This is a genomic window from Streptomyces sp. NPDC002209 (assembly GCF_042890265.1).
In the GTDB taxonomy this organism is placed as follows: Bacteria; Actinomycetota; Actinomycetes; order Streptomycetales; family Streptomycetaceae; genus Streptomyces.
Map to the genome: position 1 here is coordinate 353,889 of NZ_JBIARX010000003.1, position 26,246 is coordinate 380,134.

At 70.7% G+C, this 26,246-nt stretch carries 20 protein-coding genes, 1 pseudogene and 1 riboswitch; of the genes and pseudogenes, 6 read left to right on the forward strand and 15 right to left on the reverse strand.

Annotated features, from left to right (window positions below; translation table 11 throughout):
- Positions 1 to 22: 22 nt before the first annotated feature.
- The 4 genes from ACFYXK_RS08940 to ACFYXK_RS08955 all read right to left on the reverse strand — a co-directional run bounded on the left by ACFYXK_RS08940 (position 23) and on the right by ACFYXK_RS08955 (position 4,130).
- Complete coding sequence (locus ACFYXK_RS08940) at positions 23 to 1,117, reverse strand: cytochrome P450 (protein WP_389410469.1); 1,095 nt, start codon at positions 1,115 to 1,117, stop codon at positions 23 to 25.
- Positions 1,118 to 1,264: 147 nt separating this feature from the next.
- Complete coding sequence (locus ACFYXK_RS08945) at positions 1,265 to 1,891, reverse strand: FMN-dependent NADH-azoreductase (protein WP_389410470.1); 627 nt, start codon at positions 1,889 to 1,891, stop codon at positions 1,265 to 1,267.
- Between the two features lie 263 nt (positions 1,892 to 2,154).
- Positions 2,155 to 3,147, reverse strand: a complete 993-nt coding sequence (locus tag ACFYXK_RS08950) for a Gfo/Idh/MocA family protein (RefSeq protein ID WP_389410471.1) — start codon at positions 3,145 to 3,147, stop codon at positions 2,155 to 2,157.
- The gene (locus ACFYXK_RS08955) at positions 3,144 to 4,130 is read right to left on the reverse strand and encodes a Gfo/Idh/MocA family protein (protein WP_389410472.1); all 987 of its coding nucleotides are present in this window, start codon (positions 4,128 to 4,130) and stop codon (positions 3,144 to 3,146) included. The genes ACFYXK_RS08950 and ACFYXK_RS08955 overlap by 4 nt, the downstream gene beginning before the upstream one ends.
- A 442-nt stretch (positions 4,131 to 4,572) precedes the next feature.
- Here ACFYXK_RS08955 and ACFYXK_RS08960 point away from each other — a divergent pair, with 442 nt between their 5' ends.
- Together ACFYXK_RS08960 and ACFYXK_RS08965 are read left to right on the forward strand one after the other, a co-directional pair.
- Positions 4,573 to 5,307, forward strand: a complete 735-nt coding sequence (locus tag ACFYXK_RS08960; RefSeq protein WP_389410473.1) for a hypothetical protein — start codon at positions 4,573 to 4,575, stop codon at positions 5,305 to 5,307.
- 182 nt (positions 5,308 to 5,489) lie between these two features.
- Positions 5,490 to 5,864, forward strand: coding sequence for a hypothetical protein (locus ACFYXK_RS08965; protein ID WP_389410474.1), 375 nt, complete (start codon positions 5,490 to 5,492; stop codon positions 5,862 to 5,864).
- A gap of 134 nt (positions 5,865 to 5,998) precedes the next feature.
- Here ACFYXK_RS08965 and ACFYXK_RS08970 read toward each other — a convergent pair.
- A pseudogene (locus ACFYXK_RS08970) lies at positions 5,999 to 6,165 on the reverse strand (thymidine kinase); the annotation flags it as partial.
- Between the two features lie 121 nt (positions 6,166 to 6,286).
- Positions 6,287 to 6,496: a hypothetical protein gene (locus tag ACFYXK_RS08975; RefSeq protein WP_389410475.1), complete on the reverse strand. Its 210-nt coding sequence runs from the start codon at positions 6,494 to 6,496 to the stop codon at positions 6,287 to 6,289.
- 78 nt (positions 6,497 to 6,574) lie between these two features.
- Here ACFYXK_RS08975 and ACFYXK_RS08980 point away from each other — a divergent pair, with 78 nt between their 5' ends.
- Entirely contained in the window at positions 6,575 to 9,241 is a 2,667-nt protein-coding gene (locus ACFYXK_RS08980; protein WP_389410557.1) for a helix-turn-helix domain-containing protein, read from the forward strand.
- A 175-nt stretch (positions 9,242 to 9,416) separates the two neighbouring features.
- Here ACFYXK_RS08980 and ACFYXK_RS08985 read toward each other — a convergent pair whose 3' ends face one another.
- The 4 genes from ACFYXK_RS08985 to ACFYXK_RS09000 are packed head-to-tail and all read right to left on the reverse strand — an operon-like array spanning position 9,417 to position 14,787.
- A complete protein-coding gene (locus ACFYXK_RS08985) occupies positions 9,417 to 10,067 on the reverse strand; it encodes a thymidine kinase (protein WP_389410476.1) in 651 nt (216 codons plus the stop codon).
- A gap of 57 nt (positions 10,068 to 10,124) precedes the next feature.
- Complete coding sequence (locus ACFYXK_RS08990; protein ID WP_389410477.1) at positions 10,125 to 11,327, reverse strand: alkaline phosphatase family protein; 1,203 nt, start codon at positions 11,325 to 11,327, stop codon at positions 10,125 to 10,127.
- Positions 11,327 to 11,923 (reverse strand): DUF5998 family protein, encoded by a 597-nt coding sequence (locus tag ACFYXK_RS08995; RefSeq protein ID WP_030301465.1) that lies wholly within the window; start codon positions 11,921 to 11,923, stop codon positions 11,327 to 11,329. The genes ACFYXK_RS08990 and ACFYXK_RS08995 overlap by 1 nt, the downstream gene beginning before the upstream one ends.
- A 50-nt stretch (positions 11,924 to 11,973) precedes the next feature.
- Entirely contained in the window at positions 11,974 to 14,787 is a 2,814-nt protein-coding gene (locus ACFYXK_RS09000; RefSeq protein ID WP_389410478.1) for a GNAT family N-acetyltransferase, read from the reverse strand.
- 184 nt (positions 14,788 to 14,971) lie between these two features.
- Here ACFYXK_RS09000 and ACFYXK_RS09005 point away from each other — a divergent pair, with 184 nt between their 5' ends.
- Positions 14,972 to 15,253 carry an HPr family phosphocarrier protein gene (locus tag ACFYXK_RS09005; protein WP_266635998.1) on the forward strand — a complete coding sequence of 94 codons (282 nt, stop codon included), beginning with the start codon at positions 14,972 to 14,974 and terminating at the stop codon, positions 15,251 to 15,253.
- Between the two features lie 168 nt (positions 15,254 to 15,421).
- On the opposite strand, the gene ACFYXK_RS09010 is transcribed toward ACFYXK_RS09005, so the two are convergent.
- The 4 genes from ACFYXK_RS09010 to ACFYXK_RS09025 all read right to left on the reverse strand — a co-directional run bounded on the left by ACFYXK_RS09010 (position 15,422) and on the right by ACFYXK_RS09025 (position 20,177).
- Positions 15,422 to 16,087 (reverse strand): GntR family transcriptional regulator, encoded by a 666-nt coding sequence (locus ACFYXK_RS09010; protein WP_383509454.1) that lies wholly within the window; start codon positions 16,085 to 16,087, stop codon positions 15,422 to 15,424.
- 201 nt (positions 16,088 to 16,288) lie between these two features.
- Complete coding sequence (locus tag ACFYXK_RS09015; protein WP_389410479.1) at positions 16,289 to 17,083, reverse strand: M23 family metallopeptidase; 795 nt, start codon at positions 17,081 to 17,083, stop codon at positions 16,289 to 16,291.
- A gap of 12 nt (positions 17,084 to 17,095) precedes the next feature.
- Positions 17,096 to 17,255, reverse strand: a riboswitch (cyclic di-AMP (ydaO/yuaA leader).
- Positions 17,256 to 17,439: 184 nt separating this feature from the next.
- Positions 17,440 to 18,807: a M16 family metallopeptidase gene (locus ACFYXK_RS09020; RefSeq protein ID WP_383509740.1), complete on the reverse strand. Its 1,368-nt coding sequence runs from the start codon at positions 18,805 to 18,807 to the stop codon at positions 17,440 to 17,442.
- A 20-nt stretch (positions 18,808 to 18,827) separates the two neighbouring features.
- On the reverse strand, positions 18,828 to 20,177 hold the full coding sequence (locus tag ACFYXK_RS09025; RefSeq protein WP_389410480.1) for a M16 family metallopeptidase: 1,350 nt from the start codon (positions 20,175 to 20,177) through the stop codon (positions 18,828 to 18,830).
- Positions 20,178 to 20,412: 235 nt separating this feature from the next.
- Here ACFYXK_RS09025 and ACFYXK_RS09030 point away from each other — a divergent pair, with 235 nt between their 5' ends.
- Both ACFYXK_RS09030 and ACFYXK_RS09035 read left to right on the forward strand, forming a co-directional pair.
- On the forward strand, positions 20,413 to 22,869 hold the full coding sequence (locus ACFYXK_RS09030) for a DNA topoisomerase (ATP-hydrolyzing) subunit A (RefSeq protein ID WP_389410481.1): 2,457 nt from the start codon (positions 20,413 to 20,415) through the stop codon (positions 22,867 to 22,869).
- A gap of 102 nt (positions 22,870 to 22,971) precedes the next feature.
- Positions 22,972 to 25,053, forward strand: coding sequence for a restriction endonuclease (locus tag ACFYXK_RS09035; RefSeq protein WP_389410482.1), 2,082 nt, complete (start codon positions 22,972 to 22,974; stop codon positions 25,051 to 25,053).
- Here ACFYXK_RS09035 and ACFYXK_RS09040 read toward each other — a convergent pair whose 3' ends face one another.
- A complete protein-coding gene (locus ACFYXK_RS09040; protein ID WP_389410558.1) occupies positions 25,054 to 26,229 on the reverse strand; it encodes a CobW family GTP-binding protein in 1,176 nt (391 codons plus the stop codon).
- Positions 26,230 to 26,246: the final 17 nt, after the last annotated feature.

Genomic DNA, 26,246 nt, shown 5'->3' on the forward strand with positions numbered 1-26,246 from the left:
GAAAATCAGAGAAGAAGAGAGCTCACCAGGAGACGGGCAGGCTCTTTACCGCGAAGACGGAACCCTTGAGCCGGAGCGGTACCTCATCGACCGCAACGGCCAACCGGAGGTCGGGGAACGCCTGGAGGAGGGCCGACAGGCCGGCGCGCAGTTCGACGCGCGCCAGGTTCTGGCCCAGGCACTGGTGGATGCCGAAGCCGAACGCCACGTGGCCCGAGGTGTCGCGATCGATGTCCAGTTGCGCGGGGCACCCGAATTTGGCCGGGTCACGGTTGGCCGCGGGCAGCGACACCGTGACGGTGTCCCCCTTCTTGACCAGGTGACCGTCCAGCTCGATGTCCTCCAGCGCAGTGCGGTACATCTCGTACTGGTTGATGGTGATGTAGCGCAGGAGCTCCTCGATGGCGGCGTCGAGCTTCGACGGGTCCGCACGGAGGGCCGCCAGCTGGTCCGTGTGGTGCAGCAGGGCGAAGACCCCGACGGCCAGCGCGTTCTCGGTGGTCTCGTAGCCCGCGAACAGCAGGAGGGTGACGATGTTGCACACCTCTTCGGTGGTCAACTCCCCGTCGGCGACGAGCCGGCTGATGAGGTCGTCTCCGGGCTGCTTCCGCTTTCCTTCCACGACCTCGACGATGAACGGCGTCAGCTGCGCGAACGCGGCTCCGACCTCTTCCTGCGTCGAGTCCGGGTCGTGCAGGACGGCCGGCGCGTGGGCGTACCGGTCGCGTTCCTCGTAGGGCAGTCCGACCATCTCGGACAGCACCCTCAGGACCAGCGGTTCGGCGAAGTTCGCCACCAGGTCCACCGGACCGCCGTGCTCGCGCATCACGGCGATCTGCTCGGCGGCCACGGCCTCGACGCGCGACGTGAGCCGGCTCGCCCGGCGGGCGGTGAACTCGGCCGTCAGCAGGCGCCGGTACCGGGTGTGGTTGGGCGGGTCCATGTGGATGAACATCCCCGGGATCTCCGGAGAGGAGCCGACGGCCGGCTCTCCGAAGCGCGTCACCGGGAAGTGGAAGTTCTCGAGGTTGTGGCTGAACCTCGGGTCGCTGAGGACCTTGCGCACCAGCTCGTGACTGGTGGCGATCCAGCCGACGTGTCCGTCGGGGTACACCATGGGCGCGAGCGGACGTTCTTCGCGCAGGGTATCGAATATGGCAGGGGGATCGAACTGATGGGTCCGGTCCCAATGCTCCTCGAACGAAATTGCGTCGCTCATGGAATCCTTCTCAATCGAGACTGCAACATCGGAAAGGGCCGGGGGCTACTGGGCCAGCTTCCCGAGAGTGTCGTACGCATTCGCCAGAGAGGCTTCGGCCAACGGCTTGAGGTGCGCCATCTGCGGCGCAGCCGACGCCATCGTGAACTCGGCAGTCACGAAGGTCAGATCCTCGCCGAGACCGATCGCCTCCATGATCGCCTTCAGATATGACTTCTGGAAGTCGTGCCCCTCACGCGGCGTTCCCGGAGCGTACGAACCACCCCGCGACAAAATCGCCACGACTTTCTTTCCGCTGAGCGGACCGGTCTTCCCGGGCCTGACCATGTGGGCCGGGTGCACGACGCGGTCCAGCCACGACTTGAGGGTCGACGGGACGGAGAGGTTGTGCATCGGAACGCCGAGGACCAGCACGGACGCCTCGAGCAGCTCATTGGTGATCGCCGCGGTCAGCTCCTGCTCCTGCGCACTCTGGCCGTGGTCGCTGTCCGGGTAGACGAGGGCCTGGTGCACGGGATGCGTGATGTGGGGAATCGACTGGGCCGAAACGTCGCGGTAAACATAGCCACCACCAGGGTGGTTGTTACGCCACTCTTCGGCGAAATAGGCCGACAGCTGCCTCGAAACGGATTCGGCACCGACACTCGAGTCAATGTGCAGGAGGTGTGACATGCGGACGTCCCCTTAGCGATCGGGAAATGTACGTCTACACTTCCCGCGACATTCTGCGATTCATCGCGAGGGTGCAGCCTTGATCTCTCAGGCCAGACTAGGTCGGGCCCCGACGGCAAAACATCCCTCAGCCTGGTAGGGCCGGTAGGCAGTGCCGGAGAAAGGGCGAAGCCCCTGGTGGACGGTGGTGCGACCGAGGTCCACCGTTTCTCCAGGAGCTTCGCGTACGGCTGTGTCCGAGCCTTTGTCGAGATCGCTGCGCCTCAGCCTGCGGGCGCTGCCGGATCGACGGGCCGGCCGGTGTGCGCCGATGCGCGGGCCGCTTGGACGACCCGGAGCGTACGCAGGCCGGCCGCGCCGTCCGGGCCGGCTCCGCGTCCCTGACCGACTGCGGCGATGAACTCCCCGAGCATGACGGCGTACAGGTCGGCCCCGCCCGCTTCCCACCGGTCGCCGGCCGTGGCGGCGTCGAACCCGCCGAGCAGCCGCGGCCGGGCATTGAACTCCACGCTCGCCCGGTCACCGACGAAGCTCATCGTCGGTCCGTCCACTGCCGACGGGTGCGCTGCCACGCTCCGGCTGCAGTCGATGGACACGACCGTCCCGCTGGGATAGCGCACCGTGACGAGTGCCGCGCTCGGGGCGCCCGGCTCTCCGCCGAGGAGGCTGTTCGACTGTGCGTACACCTGCTCCGCAGGCTCCCCGCCGAGCACGGCGTCCACCATGTCGAGCAGGAAGGCGGCGTCGGTCCCCAGCGCTCCGCCGTCCTCCGGCTCCCCGGTCGCAGGGCTGTTGTACGCCCCGTGAATGGTCGTCAGCTTTCCGATGGCCGCACCGTCCGCGAGCCCTTCGCGCACGGCGGTGAAGGCCGGACTGAAGCAGGCCGGCGACACGAGGGTCAGCCGCACCCCCGCGGCTTCACAGGCGCGCACCATGGCCTGGGCGTCGGCCTCTTCGGCTGCCAGCGGCTGCTCGCACAGCACGTGGGCCCCGGCCTCGGCCGCCCGCTCGACCAGTTCCCGGCGGCGGCCGGTCTCGCTCGTGACCACCACGGCCTCGGGGCGCAGCGCGAACACCTCGTCCCAGCTGCCCGCGTACGTCGTGTCGAGCTGCCGGGCCACGGCGTGGCCCCGCGCCGGATCGTCCGGCGATCCGTCGGGGTCCGCGATGACCAGGTCGACGCCGGGCATGTCGTGCAGCAGCCGGGCGTACGCCGCAGCGCGCCGGTGGGCGAAGGACAACACGGCGACCTTCATGCGGCGGCCCCCTTCACGGTCAGTTCCACGGCACGCCCGGTCCATGCGGACTCGGCGGCGGCCTGGGTGATGCGGATGGCGGCCAGCGCGTCCCGCGGCCCGAGGCGGGGCTCGGGACCGCCCAGGAATCCCTGGGCGAACTCGCGGATCTCGGAGACGAACGGCTTCTCCCCGAAGTGACCGAAATTCGCGGCCGCGTCGCCGAACACCTGGATCTCCTGCGGCCATTCGGAGTCGTAGTGCACCGTCCCGCCCGTACCCGAGACGCGGTAGGTGAGCCGGAAGGGGGGTTGCGGCGTCGCCGTCCACCGGCCCACGACCTGGCTGAGCGCGCCGCTGGCGTGGGTGAGGACGACGGTTGCGACGCCGACGGCCCCGGTCGGAGCCGGTGCGGCGATGTCCCCCTGATAGGCGGCGTGCACCCGGACGACATCCCCGAAGACCCAGTAGGCGATGTCGACGCCGTGCAGCAGCTGATCGGTCAGGATCCCGCCCGAACGCGCGGACGCGTGGCCGGTCCAGGGCCGGGGGTGGTAACCGGCGACGGTGAACCGGGCGACCGTGCCCGTGCCCAGGCTGCCTGCTGCCACCAGCTCGTGGAGGCGGGCGTACGCCGGGGCGAACCGTACGTTGTGGGTCGGATAGAGCCGCACGCCGGCCTGCTCGGCCGCGGCGACGATCTCCTCGGCCTCGGCGGTGCTGGCCGCCAGCGGCTTCTCGCAGACCACCCCCACACCCGCGGCGATGGCGGTCATGGCGATGTCGTAGTGGCTGTCCGTCGGGGTGCAGATGTCCACGGCGTCCGCGCCGTCCAGCGCTTCGTCGAGGGAACCGACGGCCTTGGCGCCGAATTCGTTCGCGAGTTCCTCGGCGCGTCCGTCGGTGGAGTAGACGCGCACGGACGCCCCGACGGTGGTCCACGCGTCCAGATGGAAGCGCGCTATCAGTCCTGCGCCGATCAGTGCTACTTCAAGTTGCCGCATGGCATCCCCAGCCCTTTTTCCCGCTGCCGACCGTCAAGTGAAGCCTTCGGATGGCGTGCTGCTGTGGACGGCCAACAGGAAGGTCACTCCCGGCACGGCTGCCGACGCCCCGCACGTCTGAAGCCTGATCAGTCTCGCCCGCAGCGCCGGTCGGGGGCCATCACCAACGTGGGTAGTCCCAGCCGGAGATGGACAGGCCCGCCTTCCCGCGGGCGGTCACCCGTGGTTGACGGGCAGGACGTGGCCGCACACGTCACCTTCCGCGCCAAAGGCCTCATCTTCGACATCGACGACCGCATGGCCGAGGCTGAGATGCCCGAGACCACATACCCCGCACAGACTGGCACCACCTGACGCCGCAAGCGCCCTGGCCCGCTGTCCGTTCTCTCGATCGGGCCTTGCTACTCACGTCCCGCCCGCTCCGAGCACACCCAGGAATGCAATGGAACCTCGCAGCTACCGCATGGTCGCCTCAACCAAGCAGGATTATGTCGCCGCCGCCATGGCCGAGCGGCAGCTGTACGACTGGTTGAGCGTCAAGCGGCATGACACCTCCGCTCTCGACGAAGGCCGCAACGACATCGCCGCCAACGTCACGTTGGACCACGACGCGGCCTCTGGACGTCACGGGGCCTACGCACGCTGGCGGCTACGCGGGACCATGCCCAACAACGCCGGCACCTGGCAGTCCACCTTGGTCATACGCGCCGACCATCGTGAGGACAATCGTCACACCTGGATTCAGGTCGACACCGAGCGCCGACCCGCCTTGTCCGATGGCTTGCCCAAGCCCGCCAAGACACCAAGAATCGCCAGGCTGCTCCTCACGTCGCTCGACGCGCAGGACGGACTGGCAGCCGTGGACACTTCTCCTGCCTTCATCGAACCGGCCGACATCGACGAGGTCATCGAGGAGTTGTGTGATCAGGACCGCCGACTGCCGATCGCCGTGGCGACAGTCTCGTACGGCAAAGACACCGTCACCTGGACCTCGACCGTGGTCGAGACGGCCTTCGCCCAGCTTCCCGGCTCGCGATCTTGTACGTACTCACGACTGAGGCGCAGTCGGAGTTCAACCGGGCGTTGGAGTACCACCCCGTCTTCCTCGGGGGCATCCGCACCTACCTCCCCGGCATCGACCTCGCATGGAAGCCCGATGCCCAGCGCCACCCGGTGATGTCCCGGTCCACCGTCCAAGCGAACCCCCACAAGGCCGCCTCCATACTCGCATCGCTGCCGCGGCGCCTGGCTCAACGTCAGCCTCTGCCAGCAGCACTCGACACACTTCCGGTACAGCGCACTCGTCCGCGCCCGGCCGCTCAAGGTTCACAAGTCGACAGGCCGCGCGCCGAGAATCAGGTGCTCCAGGCAATCCTTGCCGAAGCCGAACAGACGGAGTCAGCACGAGCGGACGAGATCAGCGAGCTACGCAACGAGCTCAAGGCGACCGGTGACCGCGAGTACGAACTGCTCGGCGAGAAGGACGAGCTGGACACCGAACTACCGGATACGACGCCAGGTCCGCGCCCTCCAAGTCCGCTTGGAGAAAAAGGAGCGACCTTCCCCGTACCTACCGCGGTCGATGCATCCGGCGAGCTGTACACGGAAGCCCACCTGCGGATCGGCGGCGGCAACACCGTGGCCCCCCGCCTCCACTTCTACGACGACGGCCCGGGCACGGGCCACGTGTACGTGGGGTGCATCGGCCCCCACCTGACGAACACCCGTACGTAGCCAGTGGACGACTTCCGTCCCCGTTACACGATGGGAACCGATCGAGAAGGTCTGGGTGGCCCCGACCGGACGAATGCGTAACGCTCTGGCGCCTCGAGACTGCCCGTGGCCGCTGCCGAGGTCATGCGGCGTCAGAGGACACTGTCTCCCCGGCCGGCCGGGGAGACAGCAACGACGACGGCTTGGGCGCCCTCGACCACCATTTCACCGCCCACCGTACGGGCATTGTGGATGGCGCGAGGCGTCGCCCGACCTGAAGCTGCTCGATCCGGTCGGGGAGTTCGACGAGGCGCCGGAAGCCCCAGGTCACCGTTCCCGAACAGAGAAGGGCATCCGGCTGTCGGATGGACAGCCTCTTCTGGCCGATGTCCTCCGCGGAGGCGCCACCGCTTAGGTCGGAACTCCGCACTGGACAGGGGGCGCTAGTCGACGGAGCCGGCCGCTGCGGCAAGTGCGCAAGTGAGAGCGGCTGCAAGTGTGAGCACGGCGGCGAAGGCGGTTGCGGCCCGCATGATTGCGGTGGGATAGCCAGCGCCTTCCAGCCGGGCGAGTTTCGCCGCCGCGCCGGCAGCGAACAACGCGAAGGTGATCACCAACGTGGCGGTGATCAGGAGGAGGGCGAGACCAGACATGGCAAGCTTCCTTTCGAACATGTGGTGTTGCCATGCCCAAGGTCGCGGAATTGGTGTGCGCCGGAGTGTGCCCGGGTGATGATGAACACCGGCGCACACACACCACGGGGGGCGGCGGTGGACAGCCAGGAGAACGAGCGCGATGTGGCGCTGGCCGCGCTACGAAGCCGGCTGGACGTCGGCCTGGCGCGCGCCGGGCTGACCAAGTCGCAACTCGCGATCCGGGCAGGCCGCGGCCGCACGACCGTGCAGGAAGCCTTCCGGACCGAAGCAGGTGCTCCGTCGGCCGAGACGGTCGCCGCCCTGGCCCGTGTGCTGCGGCTTCCAGACGAAGAACTTCTGGAACTCCTGAGGATCGCTACAGGGACAGCAGGAACCGTGTCCGACGCCGACCACGGCCCGGGCAGGTCGATCCGCGATTGGGATCCGCACGACTTGGAGGTCCACCCCGCGGGGACCACGCTGAGCACTCGTGATTCCGACGCCGGACCGGTCCGTGTACTTCCCCAGTACGTTTCGCGCGAACACGACCGGGTCCTGGCGGACGCGGTACGCGAAGCGATTGAGGGCCGCAGCAGGATGGTGGTCCTGGTCGGGACTTCGTCCACCGGCAAGACCAGGGCATGCTGGGAGGCCGTCCAGCCGCTCTCGCATCAGGGGTGGCAGCTGTGGCATCCCTTCGATCCCACGCGGGCTGACGCCGCACTCAGCGACGTCGAAAGAGTAAGACCCCACACGGTGGTATGGCTCAACGAGGCCCAGCACTACCTCGGCGACCGAGTGGGCGAGCGGATCGCGGCTGCCCTACATAGCCTGTTGACGGACCCACGCCGCCAGCCGATCCTCATCCTGGGCACCCTCTGGCCCGAGTACGCCGACCGGTACACAGCGATGCCCACCCCGGGCAAGTCAGACCCCCACAGCCGAGTGCGGGAGCTGTTCGCCGGTCGTACACTCACCATCCCCGACACCTTCGACCACGAAGCTCTGCACACCGCGGCCACCCTCGCCAAGCAAGGCGATCCGCTGCTGGCCGACACCCTCACCCGAACCCGCACGGATGGGCGGGTGACACAAGACCTCGCGGGGGCCCCGGCACTTCTGCGCCGCTACGAGCAGGCCACTCCGAGCGCCAGGGCATTGCTGGACGCGGCAATCGACGCGCGCCGCCTTGGTGTGGGCCTCCACATACCGCAGATGTTCCTCACCGACGCCGCCAGCGACTACATCAGCGACCGCGATTTTGACGAACTTGGCGAGGACTGGGCAGAAGCGGCGTACGCCGACCTCGCCCGACCTGTACACGGCAAGCAAGCCCCCCTACGCCGCACCACACCCCGCCCCCTGCGACGACCGCCCGGTAACCTGAATCCGTCCGCCCCCTCCGCAGAGCGGGCTGAGGCGGGACCGTCGTTCCGGCTCGCCGACTACCTCGAACAACACGGCCGAACCAGCCGCGCGCACATCTGCCCGCCTGCATCGTTCTGGCACGCCGCCCTCAGATATCTCATGCACCCGACAGACCTCAACAACCTCGCTGCCGCCGCGCACAACCGGCACCGCCTCCAATGGGCACACCACCTCCTCCAACGCGCCGCAGAGGCCGGCAGCACGCACGCTCTCGTCGACCTGGCGAAAAGCCGCGACGCGGCCGGTGACCCGAAGGGCGCCGAGATCCTCCTCGAACGCGCCGCGGACGCCGGCAACACCAACGCCCTGGTCATCCTGGCACGCAGACGGGAGGTGGCCGATGACCAGCAGGGCAGCCAGATCCTCCTCCAACGCGCCGCCGATGCCGGCAACACCAACGCTCTCGTCATCCTCATGCGGATGCGGGAGGCAGCCGGCGACCGGGAAGGCGCAGAAGCCCTCTACCAACGGGCCACCGACAACGGTCACACCAAAGCCCTCGTCGGCTTGACGCGGAGGCGGGAGAAGGTCGACGACCGCAGCAACGCTGGGGCCCTCTACCAACGAGCCGACGACAATGGGCACATCAACACGGTAGTGAGCCTGGCAAAGAGGCGGGACCGGACTGGAGAGCGGGAAGGCGCCGAATCGCCGCTTCGACACACCACTGACGCCGACGACACCAACCCGCTTGCCATCCTGATGCAGATGCGGGAGGCAGCCGGCGACCCTCAAGGTGCCGAAGCCCTCCTGCGACAAGCCGCCGACGCAGGCAACACCAACGCCCTCGTCGACCTGGCACGCAGACGAGAGAAAGCCGGCGACCAAGTGGGAACCGAAGCCCTCCTGCGACAAGCCGCCGACGCAGGCAACACCAACGCCCTCGTCGACCTGGCACGCAGACGAGAGAAGGCCGGCGACCAGGAAGGTACCGAAGCCCTCTACGAGCAAGCCGCCGACGCAGGCAACACCAACGCCCTGGTCATCCTGATGCAAATGCGGGAGGCAGCCGGCGACCAGGAAGGCGCCGAAGCCCTCTACCAACGGGCCACCGACAACGGCCACACCAACGCCCTTGCCATCCTGATGCAAATGCGGGAGGCAGCCGGCGACCAGGAGGGCGGAAATTCCCTTCTCCTACGCGCCGCCGATGCCGGGAACACCAACGCCCTCGTGAAGCTGGCGCGCAGACGGGAGAGGACGGGTGACCGGGAGGGTGCCGAGACCCTCCTGCGCCGAGCCGCCGACCATGGTGGTGCCTGGCGTTTTCCCCGCGGCGACCCTTGGCCTGACGGGCTGGATGCGGATGGCACACCGACAGACCCCTGGAACTAGATCTGGACCTCGTACCCTCCGCGAGACGTGCGGTTGGGGGCGCACCCGCCATTGGCTTGCGCGAGATCGGCCGCAGACGCTACTTCCCCTTGCCGGACCGTCTGGTCTTGTATGAGGGCCGGAGGGCCCCGGCTCGCTTTCCGTCAACTCAGGCTGAAGGTGCTGGATTGACCGATCAGGAGTGGTTGACGGGCAGGACGTCCGGGGAGAGGGCTCCGGCCTGGGCCGAGCCGCTCGTCATGCGGCGGCGGTGGTGGCGCCGGCACAGGACCTCGTAGCCGATCTCCTCCGCCGGGCGGTTCACATCGCCCACGACGACCTGGGCGCCCTCGACGACCATCTCCCCGCCCACCGTACGGGCGTTGTGCGTGGCGCGGGCGCCGCACCAGCACAGGGCCTCCACCTGGAGCTGTTCGAGGCGGTCCGCCAGTTCGATCAGGCGCTGCGAGCCCGGGAACAGCTTCGTGCGGAAGTCGGTGGTGATGCCGAAGGCGAAGACGTCCAAGTCGAGGTCGTCGACGATGCGGGCGAGCTGGTCGATCTGCTCGGGGGCCAGGAACTGGGCCTCGTCCACGATCACGTAGTCGGCCTTGCCGCCCTTGGAGAGCTGCGCGACCAGGTACGCGTACAGGTCCATGCCCTCCGGGGCCTCGACCGCCTCGGTCACCAGGCCCAGGCGCGAGGACAGCTTGCCCTCGCCCGCCCGGTCGTCCCGGGTGAAGATGACACCCTGCAGGCCCCGCGCGTCACGGTTGTGCGCGATCTGGAGAGCCAGAGTGCTCTTTCCGCAGTCCATCGTTCCGGAGAAGAACACCAGCTCGGGCATGGGAAGTACGGGACCTTTCGGGTCGTGGGCTACAGGGGCGGAGGAGGAAACGGTCGGTCAGGTGCGGATCTCGAGCAGCGGCACGAGCTGCTCGGCGGCGGTCATGGAGCCGTGCATGCCGACGAGGGCGGACTCGTTGGGCTCCTTGCGCGAGGCGGTGATGGCCACATCGGCCTGGGCGGCCGCGACCACGTCGCCGATCCGGCCGAGCACGCGCTCGTCGCACTCTCCCGGCGCGCCGAACCAGCCCAGTTCCAGGGCCTCTTCACGGCTCGCGATCCAGAACCGGTCTCCGAGCACCTCGCGCCACACCGTCAGGACGTCGGTCTCGGCGCCCGGTACGGCGTACACGTGCCGGGCCCGGCCCTCGCCGCCGAGCAGGGCCACGCCCGCGCCCAGCTCCCAGTCCTCGTCGAAGTCGATCCGGGAGTCCTCGTCGAAGGGGACGTCCACCATGCCGTGGTCGGCAGTCACGTACAGCGCGGTACGCGGCGGGAGTTGCTCGGCGAGCCGCTGCACCAGCCGGTCGACGTACATCAGCTGGCCGCGCCAGGCGTCGGAGTTCACGCCGTGCCGGTGGCCGGCCCCGTCGAGCTCGCTGAAGTACGTGTACACCAGCGAGCGGTCGCCGGCCGCGAGCCGCTCGGCCGCGAGGTCCATCCGCTCCTCGCCGGTCATCCGGCCGAGGAAGGTGCCGCCACTCAGCGCGATCTTGGTGAGCGGGGTGGTCTGGAACGCGGGCGAGGACACCTGCGCCGTCGCCACCCCCGCCTTGTCGGCCTGCTGGAAGACGGTCGGGTACGGCTGCCAGGGCTTCGGCTGGGTCCACGGGTGCCAGCGGAGCTGGTTCATCAGCTCGCCGGTGGCCGGGTTGCGCACGGCGTAGCCGGGCAGGCCGTGCCGGGCGGGCGGCAGGCCGGTGCCGACGGAGGCCAGCGAGGTGGCGGTGGTCGCCGGGAAGCCCGCCGTTATCGGGCGGCCGGTGCCGCCGCGCGAGCTGCCGAGCAGGGAGGTCAGGTACGGGGCCTCGTCGGGGTGGGCCTTGATCTGCTCCCAGCCCATGCCGTCGACCAGGAACACGCAGTTCCGGTCGGCCGGGGTGAGCTCCGGGATCGCGGCGGTGAACCCGGGGACGCCCTGACCGGCCACGAGGGTCGGCAGCAGGTCGGCGAGCGAGCCGGTGCCGTACTCCGGGACGGGGGCGCCGGCGAGGTCCAGCAGCTCCGGCTCGTCCCAGTTCGACGGTGCGGAGTAGGACATCAGCGGGCGGAGGCGGACGTCGCCGCTGTCGCTTCGGAGAGTGCCTGCGCGAAGACGAGGGTCTGGCGGACCGCCTCCGGGCCGTCACCGGCCTCGCTCACGCGCAGGCTGAGGTCGTCGGCGGTGGAGTTGCCGGTGTAGCCGTGGTCGGAGTCGCAGTTCGGGTCGCCGCAGGCGGCGGGCTCCAGGTCGATCCGGGAGACCGCGCCCCAGCCGATGGTCAGGACGACCTCGCGGGGCAGGGTGCCGGGGGTGTACGACTCGGGGTTGGCGACGACGCGGCTGAGCACCACGGAGGAGATCGCGCCGATCTTGACCGACTCGGTGGAGGTGGTCGCGTACGGGGAAGGGGACCCGGCGTCGGCGGCCTGCTCGTCGGTGTGGCTCACGATGAAGCGGTTGCCGGTCAGGACCAGGACCGTGACGTGCCGGCGCACCTCGTTGGAGTCGAAGGTCGTCTCCTGGTGGACCAGGTACGACGAGATCGGCTCGCCGCCCACCGCGGCCTCCACGGCCTCGGCCACGAGGGCCGGGTAGTAGCCGCTGCGCTCGATCGCCGTGCGCAGCCCCTGGGTCGTCGTACCGGATTTCGCCATGGGGTCCATCCTAAGGCCCGTACGGGGCACCCCGGGCGCCTCGGACCCGCTCAGTAGCTGGGGAGTGTCCGGGGACCGAGATCGGTGCGGGCGGGCGGGTGGGCCACCCGGACCGTGGCATTGAGCACGGAGAGGCCCTCCGTGGCGACGACGACGGGCTCGAGGGTGACTCCCACCACTTCGGGGTGGTCGTCCACCAGCCGGGACAGCCGCAGCAGGAGCTCCTCGAGGGCGGGGGTGTCGACGGGGTCGCTGCCGCGCCAGCCGAAGAGGAGGGGGGCGGCGCGGATGGACCGGATCAGCCCGGCGGCGTCCCGCTCGGTGGCCGGGACGAGCCGGTGGGCGGTGTCGCCGAGCAGCTCGGAGGCGACGCCCGCGAGCCCGAAGGAGAGGACGGCGCCGGCGGCGGGGTCGATGACGGACCGCACGACGGTGTCGACCCCGCGGGGCACCATGGCCTGGACGACGGGGAGCAGCTCGCCGGGCGTCCCGAGGAGCTCGGTGAGCTCCTCGTACGAGCGGCGCAGGTCGGCCTCGGTCGCGAGGTCGAGGCGTACGCCGCCGAGGTCCGCGCGGTGGCGCAGGTGCGGGGCGGTGGTCTTGAGGGCGACGGGGTAGCCCAGGGCCCGGGCGGCCCGGACCGCGTCGTCCGCGGTGGGCGCGGGCAGGGTGGGCAGCACCCGGATCCCGTAGCGGGCGAGGAGTGCGGCGGCGTCGGCGTCGGTGAGGGTGAGGACGGCGTCGCCGGCGCCGGCCAGGAGGCCGGCGAGCTGGGCGGCGGCCGCGGCCTCGTCGATGTCCTCGTACACGGGCACCTGACCGGCCTCGGCGTTGGCCCGGCGCCACTGCCCGTACCGGGCGGCCTCGGCGACGGCCCGTACGGCCCGCTCGGCCGCCGGATACGCCGGGATCCGCACGTCGGTTCCGGCCCCGCCGGTGTTCGAGGCGCGGGGACGCGGGGGCACGGCCCCCTGCGGCGCCGCACCCGGCGCATCCGTCCGCACCGGGTCGGGGCGGACCCCGGCTGCGGGAAGGCCCCCCGCGGGGGACAAGGCGTCGACGAACTCCGCCAGCTCCACGTGGACCACGGCCACCGGCTTGCCGGGACGGGTGGCCGCCGCCTCCCGCAGGGCCTCGGCCAGGTCGTCCTGCGGCTCCTGCTCGTTCACCCACGGGATCACCGTGACGATCACCGCGTCGTTCTCGGCGGAGCCCAGTGCCGCGCCCAGCGCCTCCCGGAAGTCCTCCGGCGTCGCCGCGGTGGTCAGGTCCAGCGGGGCCCCGGGCCGCAGCCCCTGCGCGAGGCAGGCGTCGTACGTGAGGACGCCCAGCGACTCCGAGTTCCCGAGGATCGCCACGCGCGGCCCGGCCGGCAGCGGCTGCGAGGCCAGCAGCAGCCCGACGTCCACCAGCTCCGTCACGGTGTCGACGCGGATCACCCCGGCCTGCCGCAGCAGCGCCGAGACCGTGGTGTCCGGGAGCCTGGTGCCGGGGACCACGTGCCCGGCCGGGGTGTGGCGGCCGCCCTTCGCGACGACCACCGGTTTCACGGCTGCCGTCCGGCGCGCGAGCCGCGTGAACTTCCGCGGGTTGCCCAGGGTTTCGAGGTACATCAGCGCGACGTCGGTGGCCTCGTCCTCGTACCAGTACTGCAGGATGTCGTTGCCGGAGACGTCCGCCCGGTTGCCCGCCGAGACGAAGGACGACAGCCCTTCGCCGCGCCGCAGCAGTGCGGAGAGCAGCGAGATGCCGATCGCCCCGGACTGGGTGAACAGCCCGATGCGGCCCCTGATCGGTGCGGGAGCGGGGGTCAGGGAGGCGTTGAGCCCGACCTCCGGTGCGGTGTTGATCACGCCGTACGCGTTCGGACCGATCAGCCGCATCCCGTACGAGCGCACCTGGCGCACCAGTTCGCGCTGCCGGTCGAGCCCTGCCGCGCCGCTCTCCCCGTAGCCGGCGGAGAGCACCACCAGTCCCTGCACCCCGTGCTCGCCGCACGCGGCCACGGCCTCGGGGACGCGCTCGGCGGGGATCGCGATCACCGCGAGGTCGACCGGGGCGTCGACGTCGCCGAGCGCGCGGTAGGCCCGTACGCCGTCCAGCAGGTCGGTGGTGACGGCTTCGTTCACGGCGTAGAGGTGGCCTTGGAAGCCGCCGTCGCGCAGGTTCCGCAGGGCCGCCGCGCCGACTCCCCCGCCGGAGCGGCTGACTCCGATCACCGCCACCGATCCGGGGGCCAGCAGGCGCTGCACGGAGCGGGCCTCGGCGCGCTGCTCGCGGGCTCGCTGCACGGCCAGGGACTCGGCGGTGGGTTCGAGGTCGAGGGTGAGGTGGACGGAGCCGTCCTCGAAGCTGCGCTTCTGCTGGTAGCCGGCGTCGGTGAAGACCTTGATCATCTTGCCGTTGGCGGGCAGCACCTCGGCCGCGAACCGGCGGATGCCCCGCTCGCGGGCGACCGCGCCGATGTGTTCGAGGAGGGCGGAGGCGACCCCGCGGCCCTGGTGGGCGTCCTGGACGAGGAAGGCCACCTCGGCCTCGTCGGCGGGGGCGGAGGCGGGCCGGCCGTCGGGGCCGATCCGGTCGTAGCGGACGGTGCCGATGAACTCCTCGCCGATGGTCGCCGCGAGGCCGACCCGGTCCACGTAGTCGTGGTGCGTGAAGCGGTGCACGTCGCGGTCGGACAGCCGGGGGTGGGGCGCGAAGAAGCGGTAGTACTTCGACTCGTCGGAGACCTGCTCGTAGAAGCTGACCAGCCGGCCCGCGTCCTCCGTGGTGATGGGCCTGATCCGGGCGGTGCCGCCGTCGCGCAGGACGACGTCCGCTTCCCAGTGGGCCGGGTACGAGGGGTCCGACGCGGTGGTCATGCGGCGATCTTAAGGCCAGGACCGCCCGGACAGCTCCTGCGCGGCGCGCGAGGCAAGCCGGGGCAAACAAGTGCAAGCTGGGGTAGGTCGAACGGCGGAGGAGCCGGGCCGAAGGTCGGTCGGAGCATTCGAGGCGTCGTGAGAGACTGGTCTAGACAACCGTAAGAACCTGAAGGGCATCACCATGGCAGAGCGCCGCGTCAACGTCGGCTGGGCCGAGGGCCTGCACGCTCGTCCCGCCTCGATCTTCGTCCGCGCGACGACCGCTTCCGGCGTCCCGGTGACCATCTCGAAGGCCGACGGGAACCCCGTCAACGCCGCGTCCATGCTCGCGGTGCTGGGCCTGGGCGCCCAGGGCGGCGAGGAGATCATCCTCGCGTCCGACGCCGAGGGTGCCGAGGCGGCGCTGGACCGCCTCGCGAAGCTGGTCGCCGAGGGTCTCGAGGAGCTCCCCGAGACCGTCTGACCCTTCGGGTTCGCCCCCGGGCATGCAACGAGGCCGCGGCCGCCGGAATTCCGGAGGCCGCGGCTCCGTCGTTTTCATGAATTCGAGCGTCCGAGCCGGGCGGCCGCGAATACACCGCCAATGCGCCGTGAATTCGGACGCCGCCCCCACATTAATACGCGCTATTTGTTAATGCGGGCCGCCCGCCATGTTTACGGCATGTTGCGAAGTCCTCACGCGCAGCCGGTGCGCCCCGGCCGCCCGGTCCGCGTGGACCGCCGTCAGCGCCCGCGCCCGCTCGGCGTCCCCGCGCGCCACCGCGTCCACGATCGCCCCGTGCTCCGCCCAGGACTCCACCGGCCGGGCCGGCGCCTCGACGGCGTACATCCACGCGACCTTGTGCCGCATCTGCGTGAGCAGCGCGATCAGCCCGGGGCTGCCGGAGGCCTGGGCGAGGGTCTCGTGGAACCAGCCCCCCAGGGACCGCAGGTCCTCCCCCTGGCCCCGCCTGGCCCGCTCCTGACCCAGCCTGACCAGCCCGCGCAGCACCTTGAGGTGGGCCTCGGTGCGTCGGCGGGCGGCCCGGGCCGCCGCCAGCGGCTCGATCAGCATCCGCAGTTCCAGGAGGTCGGCCGCCTCCTGCTCGGTGGGCTCGGCGACGCAGGCGCCCGCATGCCGCCGGGTGGTGACGAAGCCCTCGGACTCCAGGGTCCGCAGCGCCTCGCGGACCGGGACGCGGGAGACCCCGTACCGGCGGGCCAGCAGCTCCTCGGTCAGCCGGCCGCCCGGCTCGAAGACCCCGGAGACGATGTCGTCGCGGATTGCCGTGCATACCGCGTGCGCAGGAATACGCAAGTCCGGACCTCCGCCTATTTCCGACTGCCGACGCCGTTACCGCGACCGTGCTGGGATCGTACTGGGACTCTATTGCAACACGCGATGTTTTCCGAGCGCAGACGGAAATCGCGAATATTTACAGCCACGGCGGGGCCGCGCGCGGCCACAACGCGAAGGCCCCGGCTCGGGGAGCCGGGGCCTTCGGTGAAGTGCTGCGGGTCAGACGTCGACGCCGTGGTTGCGCAGGTACGCGACCGGGTCGATGTCCGAGCCGTACTGGGCGCCGGTACGGGCCTCGAAGTGCAGGTGCGGGCCGCTGGAGTTGCCGGTGGAGCCCGACAGGCCGATCTGCTGGCCCGGGGTGACCTGCTCGCCGACGGAGACGCTCAGCGAGGACATGTGGCCGTACTGCGTGTACGTGCCGTCGGCGTGCTTGATGACGACGTTGTTGCCGTACGCGCCGCCCCAGCCGGCCTCGACCACGGTGCCGACGCCGACCGCGTGCACCGAGGTGCCGGAGGCCGCGTGGAAGTCGATGCCCGTGTGGCTGCCGGAGGACCACATGCCGCCGCCCGCGTGCCACTGGGTGCTGATGTAGGAGCCGTCGACGGGGGCGACGAAGGTGTTGAGGCGCTTGCGCTCCTCCTCGCGGGCGGCGCGCTCGGCGGCCTCGCGCTCGGCCTTCGCCTTCTCCTCGGCCTTCTGCTTGGCCTCGGCGGCGCGCGCCTTCGCGTCGGCCTCCGCCTTGACCTTGGCGGCCGCGGCCTCTGCCGCGTGCTCCTGGGCCTCGACCTGGGCCTCGATCTGGACGGGCAGGTCCTCGGCCGTCACGACGGCGTTCAGGCCGGTGTCCTCCATGGAGGGGGCCTTGTCCGACGCGGCGAACGCCGGGCCTGCGAGCGAGCCGACGACACCGGTGGTGGCGAGGGCGGCTATGCCGGCGTAGCCGGCGGTCTTGCGGCTCAGACGACTGGAACCACGGTGCTTACCGGCGGCACGACTGCCAAACGCCATGAAGGGGCTGATCCTTTCCTTCCTTCTCGCCTACCGGGTTAGCTGACGGGTTCGGAGCAGGAAGGTCTCCTACGGGCCCCCTCTGACGAGGCGGTCCGATTCACCCCAGGGACACATGTGGGTCCCCGGCTCCCCAGGCTCGCGCCTGACGGGGACTCGGCGATCGCTGCCCGGTGCCGCGGATGCGGCGCGTACAACTGACGGACAGCACGGCCGACGCTAGGCGGATCATCAGTCAATCGCCAAACAGACACGCCTTTTTGTTGCGTACGCCACACCGCATACAAGCAACCTCTCCACTAAACAGACAAAAGGGGCTCCGGTGGACAAGCCACCGGAACCCCTTGGGATGTCCGTCAGTTGGTGACGACGCTGACCTCACCGATCCCGAGCGCCCGCACCGGCGCCTCGATCTGCGAGGCGTCGCCCACCAGGACGGTGACCAGGCGGTCCACCGGGAAGGCGGCCAGGACGGCCGAAGTCGCCTCCACCGTGCCCGTTTGGGCCAGCTGCGCGTACAACCGGGCCTGGTAGTCGTCCGGGAGCTCCTGCTCGACCTGGTCGGCGAGCGTGCCGGCGACGGCCGCGGCCGTCTCGAACTTCAGCGGGGCCACGCCCACCAAGTTCTGCACCGCCACATCCCGTTCGGCATCGGTCAGGCCGCCCTCCGCGAGGGTGCGGAGCACCTTCCAGAGGTCGTCGAGCGCCGGGCCCGTGTTGGGGGTGTCCACGGAGCCGCTGATGGCGAGCATCGAGGCGCCCTTGCCGTCGGCGGTGGAGCGCAGCACCTGGCCGAAGGCGCGCACCCCGTAGGTGTAGCCCTTCTCCTCGCGCAGCACCTTGTCCAGGCGCGAGGTGAGGGTGCCGCCCAGGCAGTACGTGCCGAGCACCTGCGCCGCCCAGACCCGGTCGTGCCGGTCCGGCCCGATCCGGCCGATGAGCAGCTGCGTCTGGACCGCGCCGGGCCGGTCCACGATGACCACGCGGCCGGTGTCGTCGGCGGTCACCGGCGGCACCGGGAGGGCCGCGGCGGTGTTGCCGGTCCACGTGCCCAGGGTGTCGGCCAGCACGGCGTCCAGGTCGATGCCGGTCAGGTCGCCGACGACCACCGCGGTGGCGGTGGCGGGGCGTACGTGGGCCTCGAAGAAGGCGCGCACGGCCGCGGAGTCGATCCGGGCGACCGTCTCCTCCGTGCCCTGGCGCGGGCGGGACATCCGCAGCGTGGCCGGGAAGAGCTGCCTGGAGAGCTCCTTGGCGGCGCGGCGCTGCGGGTTGGCCAGCTCGTGCGGGATCTCGTCGAGCCGGTTGCGCACCAGGCGGTCGACCTCGCTGTCGGCGAAGGCGGGCGCGCGCAGCGCCTCGGCGAGCAGGCCCAGCGCCTTGGCCAGCCGGGAGGCCGGGACCTCCAGGGAGACCCGTACGCCCGGGTGGTCGGCGTGCGCGTCGAGCGTGGCGCCGCAGCGCTCCAGCTCGGCCGCGAACTCCTCGGCGGAGTGCTTGTCGGTGCCCTCGGAGAGTGCGCGGGCCATGATGGTCGCGACGCCGTCCAGGCCCTCGGGCTCCGCGTCGAGCGGGGCGGCGAGGTTGACCTCGACGGCGACGACCTGCTGCCCGGGGCGGTGGCAGCGCAGCAGGGTCAGCCCGTTGGGCAGCGAGCCCCGCTCGGGGGCCGGGAAGGCCCAGGGCCGGGCCTGGCCGGCCTGCGGCTGCGGGTGGAAGGTCATCGTGACGGCTGCGGTGTCGCTCACTGCTCCGCCCCTTCGTTCTCGTCGTTCTCGTCGGCCCCGTCGGCCTCTGCCGGGAGCGGCTCGTACACCAGCACCGCGCGGTTGTCGGGGCGCAGTCGGGCCGCGGCCACGGCCTGCACCTCCTCGGCGGTGATGTCGAGGACCCGCTGGACGGCGCTGAGCGCCAGCTGCGGGTCGCCGAACAGGACGGCGAAGCGGCAGAGTTCGTCGGCCCGGCCGGCCACCGTGCTCAGCCGGTCCAGCCACTCGCGCTCCAGCTGCGCCTGGGCGCGCTCCATCTCCTCGGCCGTCGGGCCCTCGGCGGCGAACCGCGCGAGCTCCTCGTCGACGGCCGCCTCGATGTCGGGCACCTCGACCCCGCTGGAGGTCTTCACGTCCAGCCAGCCCAGCGAAGGCGCGCCGGCGAGCCGCAGCATGCCGAAGCCGGCCGCGACGGCCGTCTGGTCGCGGCGTACGAGGCGGTTGTGCAGCCGGGAGGACTCGCCGCCGCCCAGGACGGTCAGCGCCACGTCGGCCGCGTCGCACTCGCGGGTGCCGTCGTGCGGGAGACGGTAGGCGGCCATCAGCGCACGGGCCGGGACCTCCTCGACGATCTCCTCGCGCAGCTCCCGGCCCATGATCTCGGGCAGCGTGCCGTCGCGCGGCGGCTGCTTGCCGTCGTGCCCGGGGATGGTCCCGAAGTACTTCTCGATCCAGGCGAGCGTCTGCTCGGGGTCGATGTCGCCGACGACCGACAGCACCGCGTTGTTGGGCGCGTAGTACGTACGGAAGAAGGCGCGGGCGTCCTCCAGGGAGGCCGCGTCCAGGTCGGCCATGGAGCCGATCGGCGTGTGGTGGTACGGGTGGCCCTCGGGGTACGCCAGGGCGGTCAGCTTCTCGAAGGCCGTGCCGTACGGGACGTTGTCGTACCGCTGGCGGCGCTCGTTCTTGACGACGTCGCGCTGGTTCTCCATGGACTCGTCGTCCAGGGCGGCCAGCAGCGAGCCCATCCGGTCCGCCTCGAGCCAGAGCGCCAGCTCCAGCTGGTGGGCCGGCATGGTCTCGAAGTAGTTGGTGCGCTCGAAGCTGGTCGTGCCGTTGAGCGAACCCCCGGCGCCCTGGACGAGCTCGAAGTGGCCGTTGCCGGGTACGCTCGCCGAGCCCTGGAACATCAGGTGCTCGAAGAGGTGAGCCAGACCGGTTCGCCCCTTGACTTCATGGCGCGAGCCTACGTCGTACCAGAGGCAGACCGCGGCGACCGGGGTCAGGTGATCCTCGGAGAGCACCACGCGCAGGCCGTTGGCCAGCCGGTGCTCGGTCGCTGTCAGGCCGCCGGAGCCGGCCTGGGCTGTGGCCGTGTGACCCATGGGCATGTGGTCCCTTCGATCGCGATGCAGAGATTTCCGTCAGACCTGCCACTGTATGCAAGCGCGTCGGGGACCGGAGAAGTTCCCGGCTCAGACCTGGGTCGGAGTCGGCGTTGTCGGTGCCTCGGGCCACAATGGTCCGCGACGACCCCCGTCAGCCCCTGTCACACCACCCGCCAGACCACCCGCAAGACCCCCAGCACACCTTCTTTCTTGGTTAAGGAGCCGCGCAGCGATGGCCCGCCGCAGCACGAAGACCCCGCCGCCGGAGGATTTCGAGGAGAAGATCCTCGACATCGACGTCGTCGACGAAATGCAGGGCTCCTTCCTCGAGTACGCGTACTCGGTGATCTACTCCCGCGCCCTGCCCGACGCCCGCGACGGCATGAAGCCGGTACACCGGCGCATCGTCTACCAGATGAACGAGATGGGCCTGCGCCCCGACCGCGGCTACGTGAAGTGCGCCCGCGTCGTCGGCGAGGTGATGGGCAAGCTGCACCCGCACGGTGACGCGTCGATCTACGACGCCCTCGTGCGCATGGCCCAGCCCTTCTCGATGCGGCTGCCGCTGGTCGACGGCCACGGCAACTTCGGCTCGCTCGGCAACGACGACCCGCCGGCCGCGATGCGTTACACCGAGTGCAAGATGGCGGACGCCACGTCGCTGATGACGGAGTCGATCGACGAGGACACCGTCGACTTCACCGCCAACTACGACGGCCAGGAGCAGGAGCCCGTCGCGCTGCCCGCGGCGTACCCGAACCTGCTGGTCAACGGCGCGTCCGGGATCGCGGTCGGCATGGCCACCAACATGCCCCCGCACAACCTGGGCGAGGTCATCGCGGCCGCCCGCCACCTGATCCGCTACCCGCAGGCGGACCTGGAGGCACTGATGCGCTTCGTGCCGGGTCCGGACCTGCCCACGGGCGGCCGGATCGTGGGCCTCTCGGGGATCAAGGACGCCTACGAGAACGGTCGCGGCACGTTCAAGATCCGCGCCACGGTCGCGGTGGAGAACGTGACGGCGCGCCGCAAGGGCCTGGTCGTCACCGAACTGCCCTTCACGGTCGGCCCCGAGAAGGTCATCGCGAAGATCAAGGACCTGGTCGGCTCCAAGAAGCTCCAGGGCATCGCGGACGTCAAGGACCTCACGGACCGCGCCCACGGCCTGCGCCTGGTCATCGAGATCAAGAACGGCTTCCACCCGGAGGCCGTGCTCGAGCAGCTGTACAAGCTGACGCCGATGGAGGAGTCCTTCGGCATCAACAACGTCGCGCTGGTCGACGGCCAGCCGCTGACGCTGGGCCTCAAGGAGCTGCTCGAGGTCTACCTCGACCACCGCTTCGAGGTCGTGCGCCGGCGCAGCGAGTTCCGCCGCACCAAGCGCCGGGACCGGCTGCACCTGGTCGAGGGCCTGCTGGTGGCCCTGGTCGACATCGACGAGGTCATCCGGATCATCCGGGACAGCGACAACTCGGCGCAGGCGATGGAGCGGCTGATCGAGCGCTTCTCGCTGAGCGAGATCCAGACCCGGTACATCCTGGACACCCCGCTGCGCCGGCTCACCCGCTTCGACCGGATCGAGCTCGAGTCCGAGCGCGACCGCCTGACGGGCGAGATCGACGAGCTGACCGGGATCCTCGAGTCCGACACCGAGCTGCGCAAGCTCGTCTCCACGGAACTGGCCGCCGTCGCCAAGAAGTTCGGCACCGAACGCCGTACGGTCCTGCTCGAGTCGGCGGGGACGGCCGTCGCCGCGGTTCCACTGGAGGTCGCGGACGACCCGTGCCGGGTCCTGCTGTCCTCCACGGGCCTGCTGGCGCGCACCGCCAACGGCGAACCGCTGCCGGAGGAGGAGGGCGGCGCCCGCGCGAAGCACGACCTGATCGTCTCGCAGGTCGCCGCGACCGCCCGGGCCGATGTCGGCGTGGTCACCTCGTACGGGCGCCTGCTGCGGCTGTCGGTGATCGACCTGCCGCAGCTGCCGGACACCCACGCCGCGCCGAACCTGGCGGGCGGCGCCCCGGTCACGGAGTTCCTCTCCGGACTGGAGGCGGACGAGAAGGTGATCTGCCTGACCTCGCTGGACGAGTCCTCGCAGGGCCTGGCCCTGGGCACCGAGCAGGGCGTGGTCAAGCGGGTCGTGCCGGACTACCCGGCGAACAAGGACGAGCTGGAGGTCATCACCCTCAAGGAGGGCGACCGGATCGTCGGCGCGGTCGAACTGCGCACGGGCGAGGAGGACCTGGTCTTCCTCACCGACGACGCCCAGCTGCTGCGCTACCCGGCGGGCCAGGTGCGCCCGCAGGGCCGCCCGGCGGGCGGCATGGCGGGCATCAAGCTCTCCGAGAACGCCAAGGTGATCCACTTCTCGGCGGTCGACCCGGCGCGGGACGCCGTGGTGTTCACGGTGGCGGGCTCGCACGGGACGCTGGACGACTCGATGCTGTCCGGGAAGCTCACCCCGTTCGACCAGTATCCGCGCAAGGGCCGGGCCACCGGCGGCGTGCGCTGCCAGCGGTTCCTGAAGGGCGAGGACCTGCTGGTCCTGGCCTGGGCGGGCAACGCACCGGTCCGCGCGGCCGCGGCGAACGGCACCCCGGCCGAACTGCCGCCCGTGGACCCGCGCCGCGACGGCTCGGGTGCCGCACTGCCCGCGGCCGTCGCCGCTCTGGCGGGGGGCGCGTTGTAGGACGCACGGCGGCATTCGGGTGGTGCGACCGGGGGGACGTACCACCCGAATGCCGACTAGTGTTTTCCCGTTGGTGCTTGCGGTGGGGGCGGGGGAAAACTGATGAGCCGTCGGTCTAGCGGAATGATCGGAGACTGGGCCGAGGCTCAGCGCAGGCAGCAACGTACACAGCTGATCCAGCAGCGCGAGGCGGAGCGCCGACGACGGGCGTGGGACCGGGATGTGGCCCGGGGCGAGCGCGAACAGCAGGCCGCTTACCGGCAACACCGCGAGGTCGAGGCCCGGCGTCGCACGGAGGGCATAGAGGCCGAAGTCTCGGCGCTGCAGAACCTGTTGGTCACGGGCTGCCGGGCGGTGGCATTCCGTATGGCGTCGCTCGTGCGGCCCGAGGAGCTCGAAGCGTTCAATCCGGGGCCCTTGGCACATCCCGTGGCGATACCTCGTATCGATGAGTTCCTGCAGCAGAGCAGTGGCATGGCGCTGGGTTCTTACCGGCGGGCCCAGGCGGAGCGCGAGGCGCACGCGCAGTACACACGGGCTCATCAGAAGGCTCAGGCCGCGGAGACACGGCGTCGACAGCAGCTCGCTGAACACCGGCAGCAGTACGACCGGTGGGCGGCCGAGCAACTCGCAGTGGTCCGCGCGCACAACCGTGGGTTGAGCGAGCTGGCCGAAAGGCTGCGCATGGGTGAAGCGGAGGCTGTGGTGGAGTATTTCTCGGCCGCCCTGTACGCCTCTACCGCTTGGCCCGAAGAGTTGCCTAGGCAGGTGTCGGCTGCGTACGACCAAGCCCCCCGGCAGTTGGTGCTCGACTGGGAGCTGCCCCGCTACGGGGTGGTGCCGGAGGCCAAGTCCGTGCGGTACCTGCCGAGCACGGACCAGGACAGGGAGACCCCTCGCCCGGTTACGCAGCGACGGGCTCTGTACCGGGACCTCCTGGCTCAGTGCGTGCTCCTGGTGGTGCGCGAGCTCTACGCCGCGGACGAGTTCGGGGCGCTGGACTCGGTGGTCGTCAACGGCTTCGTGGACGACCACGATCCCGCAACGGGTCAGGAGGCGCAGATCGTCCTCGCCACGGTGTCGGCAGCACGCTCCGACTTCAACGAACTGCGCCTGGAGCAGGTCAGCGCGGTGGACTGTCTGGTCTCGGGGCTGGGCGGGCAGCTGTCCGCGCGCCCCGACCAGCTGACGGCGGTGCGCCCCGGGCGCCGGCCCGACGAGGTCGGCGGAGGGGTCGTCAGCCACGGCGGGCAGGCCGGCGACGCGGACGACGACGAGCCGGACCTCTTCGTGATGGACCCGATCGCCTTCGAGAACCTGGTGGCGGAGCTCTTCCGGGCGATGGGCATGGAGGCGGTGACCACGCAGCGGTCGGGCGACGGCGGGGTGGACGTGGAGGCGGTGGATCCGGCGCCGATCCGGGGCGGGCGGATCGTGGTGCAGGTCAAGCGCTACCGGAACACGGTGCCGCCGACGGCCGTGCGTGATCTGTACGGCACGGTCCAGGACAAGGGGGCGAACAAGGGGGTGCTGGTCACCACCGCGTCCTTCGGTCCCGGGTCGTACACCTTTGCCAACGGCAAGCCGCTGGAGTTGGTTCCCGGGGCGGACCTGGTCGAGCTGCTCCACCAGTACGGGCTGCGCGGCCGGCTCGGCGGCGCTCCGGCGCAGCGCGCTCCGGAACCCGCCGCCCCTTCGGCGGACCACAACGTGCTCGGCATGTCCTGGTCCGGCCGGGTCGCGCTGGACGTGTGCGCCCTCGTCTGCACCGGCAACCGGGTGCTGAGCGAGGACCACTTCGTGTTCTTCAACAACCCGCGGACCGCGGACGGTTCGGTACGGGCCCGCGCCCACTCGGCCCCCGACAAGGCGGCGCTGGAGGTCTCCTTCGACGCGCTGCCGGAGCCCGCCGACCGCCTGGTCCTCGTTGCCGCGATCGACCCGGAGGCCGATCCGCACGCCGACCTCGCCGGGTTCACCGACGCCCACATCCGCCTGCTGTCCGCCGGCGGTGAGGAACTCGGCCGGCTGGACGTCTCCGACGGGCGCGCCGGCGAGACCGCCCTGGTCCTCGGCTCCTTCCGGCGCCGCTCCAACGGCGACTGGGACTTCGTGATCGGCGGCAAGGGCTACGGCGGCGGCCTGGAGGACCTCCTGCGCGAGTACGGCGTCGAGGTCGCCTGATCAATCGGAGCCGGGATCGCCGTACGGATCGGGCTCGTACGGATCGGGCTCGTACGCATCCGGCTCGTACGGCTCCGGCTCCGGTTCGGTGTCCGCCTCCGCCGGCCGGTCGACGTAGCGGAGCACGCCCCACATGCTCTCCGGGGGCGCTTGCTGCGGGGCCGGTTCGCGGCAGGCCTCCAGCTCGCGGAGCAGGGCGGGGCCGTCCGTACCGGCGCCGATCAGGACCAGCTGCGTCAGCCTGGGTTCGCCCCGGCCCCAGGGCTGCGGGGCGAACCGGAGGAAGCGGCCGACCGCGTGGACCTCGTAGCGCTCCTCGTGGCCGGGGACGCCGAAGTAGGCATAGCCCTTGATCCGGTAGAGCCCGGCCGGCCGCCGGTCGAGGAAGTCGATGAACCGGCGCGGGTTCATGGCCTGCCCGGACACGAACTCCGTGCTCTCGTACACCGTGTGGGCGTGCCCGGTGTGGTCCCCGTGCCCGTCGTGGTCCGCGCCGACCGCGTCCAGTGCGCCGTCCGCGTCCCTGGCCTGCGCGATCAGGTCCTCGAACGACAGCTGGCCCTGGGTCTCGGTCCACGGGCGGCGGTCGAAGAGCAGCTCCGGGTCGATGCGCCCGTGGTCGGCGGCCACCACCGGCGTCCCGGGACAGAGCACGCCCAGCTCGCCCTCGATCCGGGCCCGCTCGGCGGCGTCGACCCGGTCGGTCTTGTTGAGGACCACCAGGTCCGCGACGGCGAGGTGGCGGTCGGTCTCCGGGTGTTCGCCCCGGGTCGCATCGAACTCCGCCGCGTCCACGACCTGCACCATGCCGCCGTACCGGATCGCCGGGTTCTCGTTCGCCACCAGCATCCGAATCATCTCCTGGGGCTCGGCCAGCCCGCTCGCCTCGATGACGATCACGTCGATCCGGTGGACCGGCGCGGAGAGCTTCTCCAGGTACGCGTCCAGCTCGCTGCCGTCGACCGCGCAGCACAGGCAGCCGCCGCCCAGCGAGACCATCGAGTCGCCGACCTGGCCCGCCACGGCCATCGCGTCGATCTCGATCGAGCCGAAGTCGTTGACGACGACCCCGATCCGGGTGCCTCCCCGGTTGCCGAGCAGGTGGTTGAGCAGCGTCGTCTTGCCGGATCCGAGGAATCCGGACAGCACGACGACGGGAATCGGCTGGACGGGCAGCTGCGCGGGCGGCCGGA

What these genes read in the sequence shown, in the direction of transcription:
- ACFYXK_RS08940 (WP_389410469.1), bottom strand. Translation starts at nt 1,117, where the DNA reads ATGGTGTACCCCGACGGACACGTCGGCTGGATCGCCACCAGTCACGAG.
- ACFYXK_RS08985 (WP_389410476.1), bottom strand. Translation starts at nt 10,067, where the DNA reads ATGCCCGAGCTGGTGTTCTTCTCCGGAACGATGGACTGCGGAAAGAGC.
- ACFYXK_RS08975 (WP_389410475.1), bottom strand. Translation starts at nt 6,496, where the DNA reads ATGTCTGGTCTCGCCCTCCTCCTGATCACCGCCACGTTGGTGATCACC.
- ACFYXK_RS09025 (WP_389410480.1), bottom strand. Translation starts at nt 20,177, where the DNA reads ATGGGTCACACGGCCACAGCCCAGGCCGGCTCCGGCGGCCTGACAGCG.
- ACFYXK_RS08980 (WP_389410557.1), top strand. Translation starts at nt 6,575, where the DNA reads ATGATGAACACCGGCGCACACACACCACGGGGGGCGGCGGTGGACAGC.
- ACFYXK_RS08960 (WP_389410473.1), top strand. Translation starts at nt 4,573, where the DNA reads ATGGAACCTCGCAGCTACCGCATGGTCGCCTCAACCAAGCAGGATTAT.
- ACFYXK_RS09000 (WP_389410478.1), bottom strand. Translation starts at nt 14,787, where the DNA reads ATGACCACCGCGTCGGACCCCTCGTACCCGGCCCACTGGGAAGCGGAC.
- ACFYXK_RS08990 (WP_389410477.1), bottom strand. Translation starts at nt 11,327, where the DNA reads ATGTCCTACTCCGCACCGTCGAACTGGGACGAGCCGGAGCTGCTGGAC.
- ACFYXK_RS09015 (WP_389410479.1), bottom strand. Translation starts at nt 17,083, where the DNA reads ATGGCGTTTGGCAGTCGTGCCGCCGGTAAGCACCGTGGTTCCAGTCGT.
- ACFYXK_RS08995 (WP_030301465.1), bottom strand. Translation starts at nt 11,923, where the DNA reads ATGGCGAAATCCGGTACGACGACCCAGGGGCTGCGCACGGCGATCGAG.
- ACFYXK_RS09030 (WP_389410481.1), top strand. Translation starts at nt 20,413, where the DNA reads ATGGCCCGCCGCAGCACGAAGACCCCGCCGCCGGAGGATTTCGAGGAG.
- ACFYXK_RS09035 (WP_389410482.1), top strand. Translation starts at nt 22,972, where the DNA reads ATGAGCCGTCGGTCTAGCGGAATGATCGGAGACTGGGCCGAGGCTCAG.
- ACFYXK_RS09005 (WP_266635998.1), top strand. Translation starts at nt 14,972, where the DNA reads ATGGCAGAGCGCCGCGTCAACGTCGGCTGGGCCGAGGGCCTGCACGCT.
- ACFYXK_RS09020 (WP_383509740.1), bottom strand. Translation starts at nt 18,807, where the DNA reads ATGACCTTCCACCCGCAGCCGCAGGCCGGCCAGGCCCGGCCCTGGGCC.
- ACFYXK_RS08950 (WP_389410471.1), bottom strand. Translation starts at nt 3,147, where the DNA reads ATGAAGGTCGCCGTGTTGTCCTTCGCCCACCGGCGCGCTGCGGCGTAC.
- ACFYXK_RS08945 (WP_389410470.1), bottom strand. Translation starts at nt 1,891, where the DNA reads ATGTCACACCTCCTGCACATTGACTCGAGTGTCGGTGCCGAATCCGTT.
- ACFYXK_RS08955 (WP_389410472.1), bottom strand. Translation starts at nt 4,130, where the DNA reads ATGCGGCAACTTGAAGTAGCACTGATCGGCGCAGGACTGATAGCGCGC.